This is a genomic window from Streptomyces sp. NPDC091412, assembly GCF_044756885.1.
GTDB lineage: Bacteria > Actinomycetota > Actinomycetes > Streptomycetales > Streptomycetaceae > Streptomyces.
In genome coordinates this window covers 60,411-78,427 of sequence record NZ_JBIVTV010000023.1, presented here as the reverse complement: position 1 = coordinate 78,427, position 18,017 = coordinate 60,411, and the positions used below count along the sequence as shown (strand labels likewise).

17 protein-coding genes and 1 tRNA gene are annotated in these 18,017 nt (G+C 71.7%); 13 read left to right on the top strand and 5 right to left on the bottom strand.

The window, feature by feature from the left end; translation table 11 throughout:
- The first annotated feature begins 68 nt into the window (after positions 1-68).
- From tsaB to ACIQMV_RS34390, 5 genes are all read left to right on the top strand, one after another.
- Entirely contained in the window at positions 69-722 is a 654-nt protein-coding gene (gene tsaB / locus ACIQMV_RS34410) for a tRNA (adenosine(37)-N6)-threonylcarbamoyltransferase complex dimerization subunit type 1 TsaB (RefSeq protein WP_402597106.1), read from the top strand.
- A 44-nt stretch (positions 723-766) separates the two neighbouring features.
- The gene (rimI, locus tag ACIQMV_RS34405; protein ID WP_141366348.1) at positions 767-1,249 is read left to right on the top strand and encodes a ribosomal protein S18-alanine N-acetyltransferase; all 483 of its coding nucleotides are present in this window, start codon (positions 767-769) and stop codon (positions 1,247-1,249) included.
- Positions 1,242-2,348, top strand: a complete 1,107-nt coding sequence (tsaD, locus tag ACIQMV_RS34400; RefSeq protein WP_402597105.1) for a tRNA (adenosine(37)-N6)-threonylcarbamoyltransferase complex transferase subunit TsaD — start codon at positions 1,242-1,244, stop codon at positions 2,346-2,348. The genes rimI and tsaD overlap by 8 nt, the downstream gene beginning before the upstream one ends.
- Complete coding sequence (locus tag ACIQMV_RS34395) at positions 2,345-2,611, top strand: hypothetical protein (RefSeq protein WP_402597104.1); 267 nt, start codon at positions 2,345-2,347, stop codon at positions 2,609-2,611. Before tsaD ends, ACIQMV_RS34395 begins: the two co-directional genes overlap by 4 nt.
- A gap of 69 nt (positions 2,612-2,680) precedes the next feature.
- Positions 2,681-2,753, top strand: a tRNA-Arg gene (locus tag ACIQMV_RS34390).
- Positions 2,754-2,945: 192 nt separating this feature from the next.
- Here ACIQMV_RS34390 and ACIQMV_RS34385 read toward each other — a convergent pair.
- The 4 genes from ACIQMV_RS34385 to ACIQMV_RS34370 all read right to left on the bottom strand — a co-directional run bounded on the left by ACIQMV_RS34385 (position 2,946) and on the right by ACIQMV_RS34370 (position 8,432).
- A complete protein-coding gene (locus ACIQMV_RS34385) occupies positions 2,946-5,258 on the bottom strand; it encodes a glycoside hydrolase family 3 N-terminal domain-containing protein (RefSeq protein ID WP_402597103.1) in 2,313 nt (770 codons plus the stop codon).
- A 66-nt stretch (positions 5,259-5,324) separates the two neighbouring features.
- Positions 5,325-6,224 carry a carbohydrate ABC transporter permease gene (locus ACIQMV_RS34380; protein ID WP_373996167.1) on the bottom strand — a complete coding sequence of 300 codons (900 nt, stop codon included), beginning with the start codon at positions 6,222-6,224 and terminating at the stop codon, positions 5,325-5,327.
- A gap of 4 nt (positions 6,225-6,228) precedes the next feature.
- Entirely contained in the window at positions 6,229-7,125 is an 897-nt protein-coding gene (locus tag ACIQMV_RS34375; protein WP_402597102.1) for a carbohydrate ABC transporter permease, read from the bottom strand.
- Positions 7,122-8,432 (bottom strand): ABC transporter substrate-binding protein, encoded by a 1,311-nt coding sequence (locus tag ACIQMV_RS34370; RefSeq protein ID WP_402597101.1) that lies wholly within the window; start codon positions 8,430-8,432, stop codon positions 7,122-7,124. Before ACIQMV_RS34370 ends, ACIQMV_RS34375 begins: the two co-directional genes overlap by 4 nt.
- 154 nt (positions 8,433-8,586) lie before the next feature.
- On the opposite strand from ACIQMV_RS34370, the gene ACIQMV_RS34365 reads away from it, so the two are divergent.
- Together ACIQMV_RS34365 and ACIQMV_RS34360 are read left to right on the top strand one after the other, a co-directional pair.
- A complete protein-coding gene (locus ACIQMV_RS34365) occupies positions 8,587-9,615 on the top strand; it encodes a LacI family DNA-binding transcriptional regulator (RefSeq protein WP_141359310.1) in 1,029 nt (342 codons plus the stop codon).
- A gap of 94 nt (positions 9,616-9,709) precedes the next feature.
- Positions 9,710-10,795, top strand: coding sequence for an LCP family protein (locus ACIQMV_RS34360; RefSeq protein WP_402597100.1), 1,086 nt, complete (start codon positions 9,710-9,712; stop codon positions 10,793-10,795).
- A 14-nt stretch (positions 10,796-10,809) separates the two neighbouring features.
- Here the strand turns inward: ACIQMV_RS34360 and ACIQMV_RS34355 are convergent, their stop codons facing one another.
- Positions 10,810-12,126 carry a methyltransferase domain-containing protein gene (locus ACIQMV_RS34355; protein ID WP_402597099.1) on the bottom strand — a complete coding sequence of 439 codons (1,317 nt, stop codon included), beginning with the start codon at positions 12,124-12,126 and terminating at the stop codon, positions 10,810-10,812.
- Here ACIQMV_RS34355 and ACIQMV_RS34350 point away from each other — a divergent pair.
- The 6 genes from ACIQMV_RS34350 to ACIQMV_RS34325 all read left to right on the top strand — a co-directional run bounded on the left by ACIQMV_RS34350 (position 12,109) and on the right by ACIQMV_RS34325 (position 17,996).
- Entirely contained in the window at positions 12,109-13,038 is a 930-nt protein-coding gene (locus ACIQMV_RS34350) for a polysaccharide deacetylase family protein (RefSeq protein WP_402597098.1), read from the top strand. The genes ACIQMV_RS34355 and ACIQMV_RS34350 overlap by 18 nt on opposite strands.
- The gene (locus tag ACIQMV_RS34345) at positions 13,035-13,871 is read left to right on the top strand and encodes a polysaccharide deacetylase family protein (protein WP_141359304.1); all 837 of its coding nucleotides are present in this window, start codon (positions 13,035-13,037) and stop codon (positions 13,869-13,871) included. The genes ACIQMV_RS34350 and ACIQMV_RS34345 overlap by 4 nt, the downstream gene beginning before the upstream one ends.
- 415 nt (positions 13,872-14,286) lie before the next feature.
- Positions 14,287-14,595 carry a co-chaperone GroES gene (gene groES, locus ACIQMV_RS34340; RefSeq protein ID WP_100569792.1) on the top strand — a complete coding sequence of 103 codons (309 nt, stop codon included), beginning with the start codon at positions 14,287-14,289 and terminating at the stop codon, positions 14,593-14,595.
- 130 nt (positions 14,596-14,725) lie between these two features.
- Positions 14,726-16,351: a chaperonin GroEL gene (gene groL, locus ACIQMV_RS34335; RefSeq protein ID WP_141359302.1), complete on the top strand. Its 1,626-nt coding sequence runs from the start codon at positions 14,726-14,728 to the stop codon at positions 16,349-16,351.
- A gap of 206 nt (positions 16,352-16,557) precedes the next feature.
- Entirely contained in the window at positions 16,558-17,337 is a 780-nt protein-coding gene (locus tag ACIQMV_RS34330; protein ID WP_402597097.1) for a LamB/YcsF family protein, read from the top strand.
- A complete protein-coding gene (locus tag ACIQMV_RS34325; protein WP_402597096.1) occupies positions 17,334-17,996 on the top strand; it encodes an allophanate hydrolase subunit 1 in 663 nt (220 codons plus the stop codon). The genes ACIQMV_RS34330 and ACIQMV_RS34325 overlap by 4 nt, the downstream gene beginning before the upstream one ends.
- Positions 17,997-18,017: the final 21 nt, after the last annotated feature.

Here is an 18,017-nt window from a genome sequence, read left to right as displayed (position 1 = left end):
CCGTAGCAGCCGGAATCCGCCCGACCGGGGCGGCCGTGCCGGAGGCGCGGGAGCCGTAGGCTGTTTGCGTGCTCTTGCTCGCTCTGGATACCGCCACCCCCGCCGTCACCGTCGCCCTGCACGACGGAACGGACGTCATCGCCTCCTCCAGCCAGGTGGACGCGCGCCGGCACGGAGAGCTCCTGCTGTCGGCCGTCGACCGGGTGCTCACCGAGGCCGGGCTCAAGCTGGACGCCGTCACGGGCGTCGTCGTCGGCGTCGGGCCCGGCCCGTACACCGGCCTGCGCGTCGGCCTGATGACCGCCGACACCCTCGGGCTCGCCCTCGGCGTGCCCGTGTACGGCGTGTGCACGCTCGACGGCCTCGCCTACGCGGCCGACCTCCCCGGCCCCTTCGTCGTGGCGACCGACGCCCGCCGCAAGGAGGTCTACTGGGCCCGGTACGCCGACTCGCGCACCCGGGTCACCGACCCGGCCGTGGACCGGCCGGCCGACATCGCCGACCGGGTCAGGGGCCTGCCCGCGGTCGGCGCGGGCGCGCTGCTGTACCCCGAGACCTTCCCGCAGGCGCACGAGCCCGAGCACGTGTCGGCCGCCGCCCTCACCTCGCTGGCCGCCGAGAGGCTGGCCGCCGGTGAGGAGCTGCCCGCGCCCCGGCCGCTGTACCTGCGCCGGCCGGACGCCCAGGTGCCCAAGAACTACAAGGTGGTCACACCGAAGTGACGGGACAGACGACGACCGGGTCCGCCCGGTGCGCACTGCGCGAGATGCGCTGGTGGGACATCGACCCGGTGCTGGAACTGGAGAAGGACCTGTTCCCGGAGGACGCCTGGTCCCGGGGCATGTTCTGGTCCGAGCTGGCGCACTCCAGGGGCCCGGAGGCGACCCGGCGCTACGTGGTGGCCGAGGACGGCGGCCGGATCGTCGGGTACGCCGGACTGGTCGCCTCCGGCGGCCAGGGCGACGTGCAGACCATCGCCGTCGCCCGCGACCACTGGAGCACCGGGCTGGGCTCCCGGCTGCTGACCGAGCTGCTGCGGGCCGCGACCGCCTTCGAGTGCGCCGAGGTGATGCTCGAATGCCGCGTGGACAACGTCCGCGCGCAGAAGCTCTACGAGCGCTTCGGCTTCGAGCCCATCGGCTTCCGGCGCGGCTACTACCAGCCTGGGAACGTGGACGCCGTGGTGATGCGCCTGTCCGACCCGGCAACCTCCGTCAACGGTGTACAAGGAACCGAGATCCATGACTGACTTGAGGGACGAACCGCTCGTCCTCGGCATCGAGACCTCCTGCGACGAGACCGGCGTCGGCATCGTCCGCGGCACCACCCTGCTGGCCGACGCGGTCGCCTCCAGCGTCGACGAGCACGCGCGGTTCGGCGGGGTCGTCCCGGAGGTGGCCTCCCGGGCCCACCTGGAGGCGATGGTGCCGACCATTGAGCGCGCGCTCAAGGAGGCGGGGGTCAGCGCCAGGGACCTGGACGGCATCGCGGTCACCGCGGGACCCGGTCTGGCCGGCGCTCTGCTCGTCGGCGTCTCGGCGGCCAAGGCGTACGCCTACGCCCTGGGCAAGCCGCTGTACGGGGTCAACCACCTCGCCTCGCACATCTGCGTGGACCAGCTGGAGCACGGCCCGCTGCCGGAGCCGACGATGGCGCTGCTGGTGTCCGGCGGGCACTCCTCGCTCCTGCTGTCCACGGACATCACCGCGGACGTACGGCCCATGGGCGCGACGATCGACGACGCGGCGGGCGAGGCCTTCGACAAGATCGCGCGCGTACTGGACCTGGGCTTCCCGGGCGGGCCGGTCATCGACCGGTACGCGACGGAGGGCGACCCGGCGGCGATCGCCTTCCCGCGCGGGCTGACGGGTCCGCGCGACCCCGCCTACGACTTCTCCTTCTCCGGCCTGAAGACGGCCGTGGCCCGCTGGATCGAGGCCAAGCGGGCGGCCGGGGAGGAGGTTCCGGTGCGTGACGTGGCCGCGTCCTTCCAGGAGGCGGTGGTGGACGTGCTGACCCGCAAGGCCGTACGGGCCTGCAAGGACGCGGGCGTCGACCACCTGATGATCGGCGGCGGCGTGGCCGCGAACTCGCGGCTGCGGGCCCTGGCGCGGGAGCGGTGCGAGGCGGCCGGGATCCGGCTGCGCGTGCCCCGGCCCAAGCTGTGCACGGACAACGGCGCGATGGTGGCGGCGCTGGGCGCGGAGATGGTCAGCCGGGGCCGGGCGGCCTCCGGCTGGGACCTGTCGGCGGACTCCTCCCTGCCGGTGACGGATCCGCATGTGCCGGGCACGGGGCACACCCATGACCATGTGCACGAGGTCAGCAAGGAGAACCTGTACCCGTGACGGTGGCGCTGATGTGGGAGGCGCGGGCGGTCGCGGGCCGGGGGGAGGAACTGCTTGCCTGGGCCCGGCGGCAGGAGCTCGCGCCGACGCCCCTGCGGCGGGAGACCTTCCGCGCTCCGCAGGACCGGGTGCTGGTCATCACCTGGTGGGACGCGGAGCTCACCGCCGAGCTGCCGGAACTTCCCGAGCCGGAGGGTGAGTTGGTCATGCGGGCCGTGCATCGGTGGCGGTTCGAGTCGGTGGGTGAGGGCCGGGACGGCTGATTGGCCCCCGGCCCTTCCGGTGGGCTATGATCATCACACGCAAGCGGCCAACTCAGGCCCGCGAGCAGTGCGTTGGTGGTCCAAGGAAAGACGTCCCGCTTCCTGCGGGGAGATGCAGGTGCAAGGCCTGCCCGGCGCTCCACGGAACCCCGCCCCCGGTGCAACCGGGGGCGGGGTTTTTTGTCGCGACTTCGCCCACCCCCTGGGGCTCCGCCCCGGACCCCGGCAGGGGGGCTCTGCCCCCTTGCACCCCCGCTTTCCCACCCTCCCACCTGTCTCGGTGAGTTGAGAGGCTGTGAAGCGGGGGTCCGGGGTGGCGGCCCACAGGGGCGGGTCAAGCCGTCGGTGAGGTTTCCGTCTCGCAGTGCAGGCGGCGCTCCACGCCCACCTCGCGCACCGGACCCGTCAGGGTCAGGTGCGCCGTGTGGCGGACGTCCGACGCCGACGTGGCCAGCCGCAGTTCCAGGGCGCCCGGCTCCACCACCCGCCGGCCCGTGCGGTCGGTGAACGCCGACAGGTCCGCGTGGAAGCGGAAGGTCACCCGGCGGGACTCGCCGGGGTCCAGCTCCAGCCGCCGGTAGCCGATCAGGCGGACGTCCGGACGGGTCACCGACGCCACCGGGTCGTGCAGGTACAGCTGCACGACCTCCGCGCCGGTCCGGTCACCGGTGTTGCGCACGGTCAGCGAGACGTCGTGCGAGCCGTCCGTGCCGATCTCGGTGACATCGTTGCCCTGGAAGTCCGCCCACTCGAACGTCGTGTAGGACACCCCGTGTCCGAACGGGTACAGCGGCGTCGGGTCCAGGCTGCTCACCTCGCCCGCCAGGCCCAGCGGCGGCTGGAGGTACGTCCACGGCTGGCCGCCGGGCCCGCGCGGCACGCTCACCGGCAGCCGGCCCGAGGGGTTCACACGGCCCGACAGGACGCCCGCGACCGCCGGTCCGCCCTCCTCGCCCGGGAAGAACGCCTGGACGGCCGCGCCGAGCCGGCCGTCCCAGCGGCCGAGCGCGTAGGGGCGGCCGGTGAGCAGGACGAGGACGACGGGGACGCCCGTCTCCACCAGCGCGTCCAGCAGCGCGCCCTGCACACCGGGCAGCGCGAGGTCCGCCACGTCGCAGCCCTCGCCCGACGTGCCCCGGCCGAACAGGCCCGAGCGGTCGCCGAGGACGGCCACGCACACGTCCGCCTCCCGCGCCCGGGCGACCGCCTCCTCGAAGCCCGAGGTGTCCGGCTCGGAGACGCCGCAGCCCTCCGTGAACGTCACCTTCGCGTCGGGCAGTTCGCCGCGCAGGGCGTCCAGCAGGGTGGGGATCTCGATGCCCATGGGCACCTCGGGGTGCTGCGTGCCCACGTGGGACGGGAAGGAGTAGCAGCCCAGCATCGCCAGGGCGTCCGCCGCCCGGGGGCCGACGACCGCGATCCGAGTGTCGGGGGAGAGGGGCAGCACCCCGTCCGGGTTGGCCAGCAGCACCACCGACTCCTCGGCCACCCGGCGGGCCACGGCCCGGTTCTCCGCCGAGTCCAGGTCGATGGACTCGGCCGGGGCGTCCGCGGCCCAGTCCTCGTCCAGCAGGCCCAGTTCGCACTTCTGGAGCAGGACGCGGTGGGCCGCGCGGTCCACCAGCGACTCCGGGACCGTGCCGTCCTGGACCGCCGCCACCAGTTCCTTGCCGTAGCACTTCAGCGTCGGCAGTTCGACGTCGATCCCGGCGGCCAGGGCCAGATGCGCCGACTCGGCGGGGGTACCGGCGACCCGGTGCAGGGTCCGCAGGAAGTCGACGGCGAAGTAGTCGGCGACCACCGTGCCGGTGAACCCCCACTGCCCGCGCAGGAGTTCGGTGAGCAGCTGCGGGTCCGCGGAGGCCGGGACGCCGTCCGTCTCCGTGTACGCGGCCATCACCGAGCGCGCGCCGCCCTCGCGCAGCGCCATCTCGAAGGGCGGGAGGGTGACGTCGGCGAACTCCCGGGTGCCGGCCCGCACCGGGGCCAGGTTGCGGGCGCCCGCCGAGGAGGCGTACCCGGCGAAGTGCTTCAGCGTGGACACGATCCCCGCCGACTCCAGGCCCCGCACGTACGCGCTGCCGATCGTGCCGACCAGGTACGGATCCTCGCCCGCGGTCTCCTCGACCCGGCCCCAGCGGGGATCGCGGACCACGTCCAGGACGGGCGCGAGCCCCTGGTGCACGCCCACCGCGCGCATGTCCCGCCCGATGCGGCCGGCCATCTCCTCCACCAGCGCCGGGTCGAACGTGGCGCCCCACGCCAGCGGGACCGGGTAGGCGGTCGCGCCCCAGGCGGTGAAGCCCGCCAGGCACTCCTCGTGCGCGACCGCGGGGATGCCGAAGCGGCCGGCCTCGGCGATCCGGCGCTGGGCGCGGGCCAGTGCCTGCGCGCCCAGCGCGGGGTCCACGGGGGCGGTGCCGAAGGAGCGGGTGAGCTGACCGAGCCCGAGGGTGATCAGCTCGTCCCAGTCGTAGTCCGTGTTCATCTGCTGCTGGTGCGGAGCGACGCCGTCGCCGTCCGTCGCGGCGCCCACCCACACGCCGTACAGCTGGGCGACCTTCTCCTCGATGGTCATCCGGGAGAGCAGGTCGTCGACGCGGGCGGCGGCGGGCAGGGCGGGGTCGCGCCAGGGGGCGGTGGTCATGAAACTCCTGTCGGGTCTGTCAATGAGGGGGGATTCGGCTGCCGCGGGTCGGTCCCGGTCACTCGGTCACTTGCCGCCCACGCCCATCAGGCCGCCCACGAGGGCGCGCCGGGCCACCAGGTAGACGGCGAAGATCGGGATGCCGGAGAGGACGACGGAGGCGAGCAGTGCGGGGATGTTCACGCCGAACTCGCTGACGTAGTTGAACAGTCCGAGGGTCAGCACGCGCGGGCCGTCGGACTGGGTGAAGATCAGCGGGAAGAGGAAGCCGTTCCAGGCCTGGAGGGCGGAGTAGACGACGACCGTGCTGATGCCGCCCTTGGCCATCGGGATGACCAGCTGGAACAGCATGCGCGTGGGGGAGGCGCCGTCCAGCGCCATCGCCTCGTACAGCTCCTCGGATATGTCCCGCAGGGTGCCGGTGAGGATGAGCGTCGAGACCGGCATCGCGAAGGCCGCCGTCGGCAGGATGACCGCGAGCAGGCTGTCGTACAGGTTCAGCTTGGCGATCATCAGGTAGAGCGGGACGACGACCGCCTGGGCCGGGATCGCGACGCCGAGCAGGAACATGCGGAAGGCCGCGCCCGACCAGAAGCTGCGGGTGCGGACGGCGACGTAGGCGAGCGGGACGCACAGGACGAGGACGATGGCCACCACCGCCGCCGCGACGGTCACCGTGTTGGCGAGGAGGTGGCCGAAGCCGCTGTGCAGGACGGTGTTGTAGTTCTCCAGGGTCGGGTGCTCCGGCGGGTCGAGGGCGTTGCCCAGGGCCTCGTCCTGCCGGGTCAGCGAGGTCGAGATCATCGCGTAGATCGGGATGATCACGATGATCAGCCAGACGACCGAGCCGAGGCCGGCCAGCGGGTTCGGGCGCCTGGTCCAGTGGCGGCGGCGGTGCGTGGGGGCCGCGGTCACCGGCGTCCGGGGGGTGCGCAGCGGACGGCGCGGCAGCGTATCGTGTGACACTTCGTCACATTCCTTCCCTGGTGCTGCGCATGGCGCCGAAGCCGGTCAGCCGGACCAGCAGCAGCGACAGCGCGGTGGCGGCCACGACGAGGAAGGACGCGATGGCGCTCGCGTAGCCGAAGTCGTAGCTCTTGAAGCCCGCCTCGTACATCAGGTACGGCAGGATCGCGGTGTCCGTGCCGGGGCCGCCCTGGGTCAGGATCAGGACGGTCTCGAAGTACGTGAGCGAGCCGACGATCATCAGCACGCTGGACGTCGTCGCCGTGTTGCGCAGCTGGGGCAGGGTGATCGAGAAGAACTGGCGGTAGCGGCCGGCGCCGTCGATGGCCGCGGCCTGGTAGAGGACCTCGGGGATCTGCCGTGCCCCGCCCTGGTAGATCAGGGTGTGGAAGGGGATGAACTGCCAGCCGCCGACGAACACGATCGCCAGGAAGGCGCCGGACGTCGAGCCGAACGTGTCCCCACGGATGATGCCGAAGTTCGGGTCGAGCAGGGAGTAGAAGAGCAGTGCGATCGCCGTCGAGGACAGCAGGAACGGCGTGAAGAAGATCGCTGAGAGCACCGCCCGGTTGCGCTGGCGGCCCGCCGCCCAGACGCCCAGCAGCAGCGAGACCACCGTCTGGAAGGTCCAGCTGACCACGGTGAGCAGCACGGTCACCGTGATGGACTGGGTCAGGCGCGGGTCGTCGAACAGTTTCCGCCAGTTGGCCAGGCCCGCCGGTTCGGGGTCGCCCAGGCCGTTCCACTTGGTGAAGGACAGGTAGAACGCCAGGACCATCGGGGCGATGGCGAAGAAGGCGAAGAACAGAACGCCGGGCAGGGCCCAGGCGGCGTGCGGGCGACCGGCCCGCACGCCCTTCCCGGGCCTGCCCTTCGTCCCGGTGGAGACCGTCGAACTCACTTCAGCCCCTGGAGCGCGGTGACGAACTGGCTCGGGCTCGACTTGCCCACGAACAGCTTGTTGATCTCGGTGAGCATCGGCGTGGAGATGTTCGGGTCGACCGCCTGGTCCCAGCTCAGGGTGAAGGCGGGGGCCTGCTGCACCATCGAGTACTGGAACTTGGCGAACTCGGGGTTGGGGGAGGCGTCCAGCAGGTTGGCCGCGTTGGACGTGGTCGGGATGTCGCCGTTGGCGATCAGGTCCTTGGCGTACTGCTCGGAGGCGCACTCCCTCAGGAAGGCGATCGCCGCGTCCTTGTTGGACGTACGGGCGTTCACCGACCAGTAGTTGGTCGGGTTGCCGACCACGTTGCGGATGTCGCCGGCGCCGCCGTCGTACTTCGGGAACGCGCACCAGCCCAGGCTCTTCTTGGCGAAGTCCGGGAACTCGCCGAGCTGTGTGGAGTACTCCCACGAGCCCATCAGGTGCATGGCCGCCTTGCCCTTGGCGAAGACCGCCGGCGCGCCCTTGTTGGTGTACGCCACCGAGCTGAAGCCCTTGCCGAAGGCGCCGTCGTCGATGAGCTGCTTGACCGTCTCGGCGGCCTTGAGGACGGCCGGGTCGCCCCAGCCGGAGGAGTCGCCGTTCTTGATCTTTTCGAAGACCTCGGGGCCGCCGATGCGGTCGACCAGGTACTCCAGCCACATCAGTTCCGGCCAGATGTCGGCGCCGCCGAGCGCGAACGGGGTGATCTTCGCCTTCTTCAGCTTGGCGTTGATGTCGAGCAGCTGGTCCCAGGTGGTGGGCGGCTGGAGCTTGTGCTCGGCGAAGATGGCCTTGTTGTAGAAGAGCATCACCGGCTGCATGCCGCGCATCGGGATACCGAAGTTGCGTCCGCTGAGCGCCCCGGCCGCGAGCACGGAGGGCAGGAAGCCGTCCTTGAGGACCGGGTCGGACTCGATGGTGTCGGTGAGGTCGATCAGCTGGTCCGCGTCCTTGTACGCCTTGATGGAGCCGCCGCCCCAGTTGAAGAACACGTCCGGGGCGTGGGGCGAGCCCATCGCGGTGCGCAGCTTGGCCGGGTAGTCCGAGCCGGGCACCTTCTCCAGCTTGATCTTGCCCTTCGCCTTCTTGGCCGCGGCGGAGGCGTTGAACCGGGTGACGGCCGCGGTCTGCACCTTCACGGCGTCGTCGCCGTACACCATCGCCGTGATCGTGCCGCCCGAGCTGCCGGAGCCGCTGCCGGAACCGCAGGCGGTGAGTCCGGCGGCCGAGATGAGGGTGGTGGCGCCGGCGCCGAGAAACCAGCGCCTGCTGTAGGACTCCATGTGACGGCACCTCTCACGAATGTCGTGTTCCGAATGTTCGTCTGGCCGAACTGTTCGAGTGGCCGAATGTTTCGTATGGCACTTCGAATGTTCCGGGAACCTAAAGCGGTCGAGGGGGTTCGTCAAGAGGTCTCGCAGAGATACGATCGCGGCCATGAAGCCGACGAAGACTGCAGGAACGCAGACCGCCACGCTCGCCGAGATTGCCCGCGAGGCCGGCGTGTCGGCTCCGACTGTTTCGAAGGTTCTCAACGGTCGCGCCGACGTCGCCCCGACCACCCGCTCCCGGGTCGAGGAGCTCCTGCGGGCGCACGGCTACCGGCGCCGGCGGGCCGAGGCGACCCGATCGCCGCTGATCGACCTGGTCTTCCACGAGCTGGAGAGCGCCTGGGCGATGGAGGTCATCCGGGGCGTGGAGAACGTGGCGCGGGACGCGGGGCTGAGCGTCGTGCTCTCGGAGAGCGCGGGCCGGCTCACACCCGGTCGGACCTGGGCCGACCAGGTCGCCGCCCGCCGGCCGCACGGCGTGGTCCTGGTGCTGTCCGGGCTCGACGAGTCCCAGCGGGCGCTGCTGACCAGCCGTTCCATCCCGTTCGTGGTGATGGACCCGGCCGGCGATCCGGGCGCCGACGTGCCCTCGATCGGCGCGACCAACTGGCAGGGCGGGCTGGCCGCCACCCGGCACCTGGTGGAGCTCGGGCACACCCGGATCGGCGCGATCAGCGGGCCGTCCCGGATGATGTGCAGCCGGGCCCGGGTGGACGGCTACCGGGCCGCGCTGGAGACGGCCGGGCTGCCGGTGGACCCGTCGCTGATCGTGACCGGCGACTTCCACCACGAGGCCGGCTACCGGCTGGGCCTGAAGCTGCTGCGCCGCGAGGACCGGCCGACCGCCGTCTTCGCGGGCAACGACCTCCAGGCGCTCGGCGTGTACGAGGCGGCGCGCGAACTGGGCCTGCGCGTCCCGGAGGACCTGAGCGTGGTCGGCTTCGACGACCTGCCGGTGGCGCGCTGGGTCGGGCCGCCGCTGACGACCGTGCGCCAGCCGCTGACGGAGATGGCCGAGGCGGCGGCGAAGCTGGTGCTGGACCTCGGGCGCGAGGAGGACTCGCCGGTGGCGACCCGGGTGGAGCTGGCCACGAGCCTGGTGGTGCGCAGCAGTACGGCGGCGCCCGCGAAGTGAAGCTCAAGTGCCGAAAGTTTCGGGGAAGATGAGATTTTCCGAAGAAATCGGTCGTGGGCGCCTCCCCCTGTCGGGCTCCTCATGAGTCGGACGTATGTTCCTCCCCGTGAGGGGACACAACAGGGGACATGACAGCGGACAGGGCGACAGCGACAGCGGGGACGCGGGCGGAGGGGCCGGCCGGCGGTCACGGGCCCTGAAGGCCGTGGGCCTCGGCCTGTCGGGCGTCCTGGTGCTGGGCGTCGCGGCGGCGGGCATCGCGTACTGGCACCTGAACCAGAACATCAGGAGCGTCGACATCAACAGCGCGCTCGGGGACGACCGCCCGGCCGGGTCGCGTACGGGACCGTCGGCCGACACGGCCGCCCTGCCCAGGGGGGCCCTCAACATCCTGGTCCTCGGCTCGGACTCGCGCAGCGGCGAGCAGAACGAGGAACTCGGCGGCGGCGACAGCGAGGGCGCCCGCTCCGACACCGCGATGATCGTGCACATCGACGCCGGCCGGACCTCGGCCACCGTGGTGAGCATCCCGCGCGACACGCTGGTGACCCGCCCGTCCTGCCCGCTCGAGTCCGGCGGTTCCACGGCGGTGGCGAACTACACCATGTTCAACAGCGCGTACTCGGTGGGCGGACCGGTGTGTGCGGTCAAGACGGTCGAGACGCTCACCGGCATCCGCATGGACCACTACATCGAGATCGACTTCGCCGGCTTCGCGAAGCTGGTGGATGCGATGGGCGGGGTCACCGTCACCACCGAGCTGGACATCGACGACGACAAGAGCCATCTGCACCTGAAGGCCGGCACCCACCATCTGAACGGCACCGAGGCCCTGGCCCTGGCCCGCACCCGGTACGGCGTGGGCGACGGCAGCGACCTGGGCCGCATAGGCCTCCAGCAGACGCTGGTCAAGGCGCTGCTGGAGGAGATCTCCGGCTCCGGCCTGCTGGACGACCCCGCCGGGCTCTACCGGGTCGCCGACGCGGTGACCGGCAGTCTGACCACCGACACCGGCCTCGACTCGCTGGGCGAACTGACGACCCTCGGCGAGAGCCTGAAGGGCCTGTCGGCGCAGAACGTGAAGACGGTGACCATGCCGGTGGTGACGGCCCCGTGGAACCCCAACCGGGTGGTGGCGCAGGAACCGGACGCGGGCGAACTGTGGACGTCGCTGCGGTGAGCCGGTGACCGGCGTCAGCCCGCCGGGTGGCCGAGCAGCATGGTGGGTGCCCCGGCGACCCGGGTGAGGAACACCGTCGCCGCGTTCCTGCCGTGCGGCTTCGGCAGGACCTTCCTGCGCAGTTCCTCCGGCTCGACCGCCGAGCCCCGCTTCTTCACGGTCAGCGCGCCCACCTCGCGCTCCCGCAGCAGGGCCTTCAGCTTCTTGACGTTGAAGGGGAGCCGCTCGGTGATCTCGTAGGCGGTGGCGTACGGGGTGGGGCGGAGTTCGTCGGCGGTCACGTACGCGATGGTCGCGTCGATCAGGCCGCCGTCGAGCTCCCGGGCGGCCTCGGCCACCAGGTGGGCACGGATCACGGCACCGTCGGGCTCGTACAGGTAGCGGCCCGGGGTGCGGACCGGGGGATCGGGCAGGCCGCGGCCGCGCAGGGTGCGCGGGCCGGGCAGCAGGGTGGCCCGGATGAGGCCCGGCTCGGTGCCGAACCACAGCACCGCCTCCTTCACGTCCCCGCCGTCGGAGATCCACTCGGCCTCGGCCTGCGGCGGGATCAGCTCGTGCGGGATGCCGGGGGCGATCTTCAGGGCCGCGCGGGGCGCCCGGAGCGCGGCGCCGACCGCCCAGGACAGCGGCGGCGAGTACGCCTCGGGGTCGAAGACGCGCCCGCCCGCGGCCCGTCCGCCGCCCCTCCCTCCGCCCGTTCTGCGGGCCGGATCCACGAACACCGCGTCGTACGAGGCCGTGTCGACCTCCGTGACGTCCGCCTCCCGTACCTCGATCAGGTCCGCCACCCCGAGCGCCTCGGCGTTCGCGCGGGCCGCGGCGGCGGTCAGCGGGTCCCGGTCCACGGCCAGGACCCGGATCCCGGCGCGGGCGAGGGCGATCGCGTCGCCGCCGATCCCGCAGCACAGGTCCGCGACCGAGGCCACCCCCGACTCCCGCAGCCGGCCCGCCCGGTACGCCGCCACACTCGCCCGCGTCGACTGCTCCACCCCGTTCGGCGTGAAGAACATCCGCCCCGCGTCCTCGGCCCCGAACTTCGCGGCCGCCCGCTGCCGCAGCCGGGCCTGGCCGAGCGCCGCCGACACCAGTTCGGCGGGGTGCTCACGGCGCAGCCGGGTGGCGACCGCGAGTTCGTCGGCGGGTTGGGTGCCGCGCACTTCGTCGAGGAGGGCGCGGCCCTCGGGGGCGAGCAGCGAGGCGAAGGCGTGGAGGTGGTCGTTCACCGGCTCATTGTGGGCCAGTCGGTGGACGGTGTGCCTCCGGCCGCGGTGTCGCCCCGGCTTCCGGGCGGTGGCCTGCGAGGATCCGGTGCCATGAGGGTAGTCGTACAAAATGACAAAAAGGGTCCGGAAAGGGTCCCGAGTCGCGGGACCCGGATCCGCGGCGGGCTCGCGGTGCTCGCCGTCGCCGCCCTCGCCTCCGGCTGCGCGCAGCCGGACGTGCAGGTGCGCCCGGCCCCCGGCCAGCAGCACCCCCAGGCGCACGCCCCCGGCTCCTTCGCCGACCGCCTGCACACCTCCTACGCGCAGCGGGTGGCCACCGCCAAGAGCTGGAGTCTGGAGCGGGTCCCGCTGATCCCCCCGCAGCCGCCCACGACGAAGCCGAAGGCCACCGCCCGCGCCGGTTTCGAGGTGAAACACCAGAAGGACTGGAACCTGCCCCCGGTCTTCACCACGGTCCCCACCAAGGACAAGGTCGTCTTCCTCACCATCGACGACGGAGCGGAGAAGGACCCGCAGTTCCCGCGGATGATGCGGGACCTGAAGATCCCGTACACCGCGTTCCTCACCGACGACCTCGTCAAGGGCGACTACGGCTACTTCTGGAAGATGCAGGGCTCCGGGGTCACCCTCAACAACCACACCCTGCACCACCGTTACCTGCCTGCCCTGTCCTACGAAGAGCAGAAGCGCGAGATCTGCGGCATGCAGGACATCATGGAGGAGCAGTTCGGCAAGCGCCCGAAGATGTTCCGCCCGCCCTACGGCAACTACAACCAGGACACCCTGCGCGCCGCCAAGTCCTGCGGCATCGAGTACGCGCCCGTCTGGAACGAGGAGGTCTACGTCGACCACTGGGAGTTCCGCGAGGACGACCAGCGGCTGCGGCCCGGCGACATCGTGCTCACCCACTTCCGGGGCCGCAACGAGTGGAACGGCACGATGGCCGACGACATGCGCCGGTTCCTGAACAAGGTCACGGCCGACGGGTACGCGGTGGCCCGGCTGGAGGACTACCTGTGAGACCGCGGCCCGTCCGGCCGCGGCACCTGGCCGTGGCCCTGCTCGCCGCCTCGCTGCTGACCGGCTGTGCCACGTCCGTCGACCCCATCGAGCGGCTCGGCCGCAAGGCGGCGCAGGGCGTACGGTCGCAGAGCCCGACGGCCGACCAGGCCTACCGGCGCTGGGGGCTCAGGGCGCCGCTCGCCGCGCCGCCGAAGCCGCCGGCCCGTCCGCCCCGGCTCGCCGGCGCCACCCCGTCCGCAGGCCTGCCCGAGGTCGTGGACCACGTCGCGACCTCCGACCCGGTCGTCTTCCTCACCTACGACGACGGCGCGGAGAAGGATCCGCGGTTCGTCGACATGGTCCGTGAACTGCGGCTGCCGGTCAGCATGTTCCTCACGGACAGTGTCGTCGGACCGGGGTACGGGCACTTCGCGCACCTGATGTCGGTCGGCGCGGACCTCCAGAACCACACCCTGGACCACCCCTCGCTGCGCGGCCTGCCCTACGCGGGCCAGCGCGCCGAGATCTGCGGCCAGCGGGACAAGATCCGCTCCCGCTTCGGCGTCACCCCCCGCCTCTTCCGCCCGCCCTACGGCAGGTACGACACGACGACCCTGCGCGCCGCCGCCGACTGCGGGGTCTCGGCGGTCGCCCTGTGGCGCGGCGTCACGACCGACACCGGCCTGCGCTTCAGACACGGCCCCCACGAACTGCGTCCCGGCGACATCCTCCTCGTCGCCTCGGACGACGACGACCTCGACGGCCCGCCCCTGCGCGACCGCACGACCCGCCTGCTCCGCGGAATCCAGAGGAAGGGCCTGACGGTGGGCCGACTGCAGGACTATCTCTGAGCAGGGCCGTCTCCGGGCTGGGGCGGGACTGTCCTTGGGCCGGGCTTCTCAGCCGAGTCCGGCATCAAGCAGCCCGTCCGGGGGTCCCCCTGCTCGAAGAGCTTGGGGGAGCTTGAGGACGAGGCCGTCCAGGCCGAATCGGGGGTCTGGGGCCGGCAGCCCCAGGGCGCCCACACAGGCCCACCGCACCTTGAACAGACGTTCCCCGAAACGCACCCCACCCCCGACGCGCCACGAGGCAATTGGCACTCCGCTTGACCGAGTGCTAACGACGGTCATAGTCTCAGGTCTGGCACTCCCCCCTGGAGAGTGCCAACAAAGCGACGGGCAGGTCCGGCACCCGCGACGACGGATCGACCTGGTCGCCACCTCAGACAGTTAACCCCGTGAGATCTCCGAAGGGGGAGGTCGGATCGTGACGACCGCCAGCACCAAGGTTGCCATCAAGCCGCTCGAGGACCGCATCGTGGTCCAGCCGCTGGACGCCGAGCAGACCACGGCCTCTGGCCTGGTCATCCCGGACACCGCCAAGGAGAAGCCCCAGGAGGGCGTCGTCCTGGCCGTGGGCCCGGGCCGCTTCGAGGACGGCAACCGTCTTCCGCTCGATGTGAAGGTCGGCGACGTCGTGCTCTACAGCAAGTACGGCGGCACCGAGGTGAAGTACAACAACGAGGAGTACCTCGTCCTCTCGGCTCGCGACGTCCTCGCGATCATCGAGAAGTAGTTCACCCGCTTCTTCACGAAGCCGAAGCAATTCTGCTTGAGCTGCGCCCCTGGCCCCCCGCGACCGATAAGAAGCCGGGCGCCCGGGGCGCAGTGTCTTACCACCAGATTTCGAGAGGGCTCCCGCTGCCATGGCGAAGATCCTGAAGTTCGACGAGGACGCCCGTCGCGCCCTCGAGCGCGGCGTCAACAAGCTCGCCGACACGGTCAAGGTGACGATCGGCCCCAAGGGCCGCAACGTCGTCATCGACAAGAAGTTCGGCGCGCCCACCATCACCAACGACGGCGTCACCATCGCCCGTGAGGTCGAGATCGAGGACCCGTACGAGAACCTCGGCGCCCAGCTGGTGAAGGAGGTGGCGACCAAGACCAACGACATCGCGGGTGACGGCACCACCACCGCCACCGTGCTCGCCCAGGCGCTCGTGCGCGAGGGCCTGAAGAACGTTGCCGCGGGTGCCTCCCCGGCCGCGCTGAAGAAGGGCATCGACGCCGCGGTCAAGGCCGTCTCCGACGACCTGCACGCCTCGGCCCGCCCGATCGACGAGAAGTCCGACATCGCCGCCGTGGCCGCGCTGTCCGCCCAGGACCAGCAGGTCGGCGAGCTCATCGCCGAGGCGATGGACAAGGTCGGCAAGGACGGCGTCATCACCGTCGAGGAGTCCAACACCTTCGGTCTGGAGCTGGACTTCACCGAGGGCATGGCCTTCGACAAGGGCTACCTGTCCCCGTACTTCGTCACGGACCAGGAGCGTATGGAGGCCGTCCTCGACGACCCGTACATCCTGATCCACCAGGGTAAGATCTCCGCCATCGCGGACATGCTCCCGCTCCTCGAGAAGATCATCCAGGGCAACGCCTCGAAGCCGCTGCTGATCATCGCCGAGGACGTCGACGGCGAGGCCCTGTCGACCCTGGTCGTCAACAAGATCCGCGGCACGTTCAACGCCGTGGCCGTCAAGGCCCCCGGCTTCGGCGACCGCCGCAAGGCGATGCTCCAGGACATGGCGGTCCTCACCGGCGCCACCGTCATCTCCGAGGAGGTCGGCCTCAAGCTCGACCAGGCCGGTCTGGACGTCCTCGGCTCCGCCCGCCGCGTCACCGTCACCAAGGACGACACCACGATCGTCGACGGCGCCGGCAAGAAGGAGGACGTGGAGGGCCGCGTCTCCCAGATCAAGGCCGAGATCGAGAACACCGACTCCGACTGGGACCGCGAGAAGCTCCAGGAGCGCCTCGCGAAGCTGGCCGGCGGCGTGTGCGTGATCAAGGTCGGCGCCGCCACCGAGGTGGAGCTGAAGGAGAAGAAGCACCGTCTGGAGGACGCCATCTCCGCGACCCGCGCCGCGGTCGAGGAGGGCATCGTCTCCGGTGGTGGCTCCGCGCTCGTCCACGCCGTGAAGGTCCTGGAGGGCAACCTCGACAAGACCGGCGACGAGGCCACGGGTGTCGCGGTCGTCCGCCGCGCCGCCGTCGAGCCGCTGCGCTGGATCGCCGAGAACGCCGGCCTCGAGGGCTACGTCATCGTCTCCAAGGTGGCGGAGCTGGAGAAGGGCAGCGGCTACAACGCCGCCACCGGCGAGTACGGCGACCTGATCAAGGCCGGCGTCATCGACCCGGTCAAGGTCACCCGCTCCGCCCTGGAGAACGCCGCCTCCATCGCCTCCCTCCTGCTCACGACCGAGACCCTGGTCGTCGAGAAGAAGGAAGAGGAAGAGCCGGCCGCCGCGGGCCACGGCCACGGCCACGCCCACTGAGCACTCCGCTGAGCTGAACCGAACCACCGGTGCCCGGTGCCCCTACGGGGGCGCCGGGCACCGTCGTCGTCGGTGCCGTTGCCGGTGGCCTGCGGCATGATGCGGGGCGAGCGAGGGCTTGGTGCGGCAGGGGGCGCCGACGACGAGCATCGCGCCCCGCACGGCATGACCCGTCCCGAGTGGCAGAACCGAGCTGCGGAGCGTTCATGATCGATCTCAACAGTGACCTCGGCGAGGGTTTCGGGCAGTGGCGGCTCGGTGACGACGACGCGCTGCTGTCCCTCGTCACCAGCGCCAACGTGGCCTGCGGCTTCCATGCCGGCGATCCGACCGTGATGCGCCGGACGTGCGAGCGGGCCGCCGAGCGCGGCGTCGCCATCGGCGCCCAGGTGGGCTACCGGGACCTGGCGGGCTTCGGGCGCCGCTTCATCGACGTCGATCCCGCCGAGCTGGTCAACGACGTCGTCTACCAGATCGCCGCGCTCGACGGCTTCGCCCGCCTCGCCGGTACCCGCGTCGCGTACGTCAAGCCGCACGGCGCCCTCTACAACGCCATCGTCCACCACGAGACGCAGGCCGCCGCCGTCGCGGAGGCCGTGCGCCGCTACGACCCGGAGCTTCCGGTGCTGGGCCTGCCCGGCAGCGTCTGGCTGCGCACCGCCGCCGCGGCCGGGCTCACCCCGGTCCACGAGGCGTTCGCGGACCGGGCGTACACCCCCGCGGGCACCCTGGTCCCGCGCCGCGAACCCGGCGCGGTGCTGCACGACCCGGAGATGATCGTGCGGCGCTGCCTGCGCATGGTGACCGAGGGCGTGGTGGAGGCCGTGGACGGCAGCGACGTTCCGCTGTCCGTACGGTCGTTGTGCGTGCACGGCGACACGGCCGACGCGGTCGCGATCGCGCGCAGGCTGCGTGAGGAGCTGGAGCGGGCCGGTCTCGCCCCGACGTCGTTCGCTGTGCCGAAGCCCCTGACGGTGCCGGCGTGAGCGTCGGGATCCGCCGGGTCGGCAGCCACGCCCTGCTGGTCGAGGCCGACGGCCTGGAGCAGGTGCTGGCACTGCGCGGCGCGCTGGAGGCGGACCGCCCGCGCGGCGTCCGGGAACTGGTCGCGGCCGCCCGCACGCTGCTCGTCACCTACGATCCCGCGGTCACCGCCCACTCGGCCGTGGCCGCGGCCGTGGCGGAACACGCGGCGGCCCTGGGCCCGGCCGGGCAGCCTGCCCCCGGCACCCCTGCGTCCGCCGAGCCGGTCGGTGAACGGATCGTCACCCTCGCCGTCCGCTACGACGGCGAGGACCTGTCCCACGTGGCCGAGTCGACGGGCCTGGGCGTGGGTGAGGTGATCGCCCGGCACTCGGCACCCCTCTACACGGTCGCCTTCGCGGGCTTCGCCCCGGGCTTCGGCTACCTCACGGGCACCGATCCGCTGCTGCGGCTGCCGCGCCGGTCCGAGCCGCGCACCGCGGTGCCGGCGGGCTCGGTCGCCGTCGCCGGCGGTTTCACGGGTGTCTATCCGCGCTCCTCGCCCGGCGGCTGGCAGTTGCTCGGCACCACGGACGCCGTGCTGTGGAACGAGCGGCGCGACCCACCGGCGCTGCTGGCCCCCGGCAGCCACGTCCGCTTCGTTCCCGAGGAGCCACGGTGACGACGCCCGCAGCGAAGACAA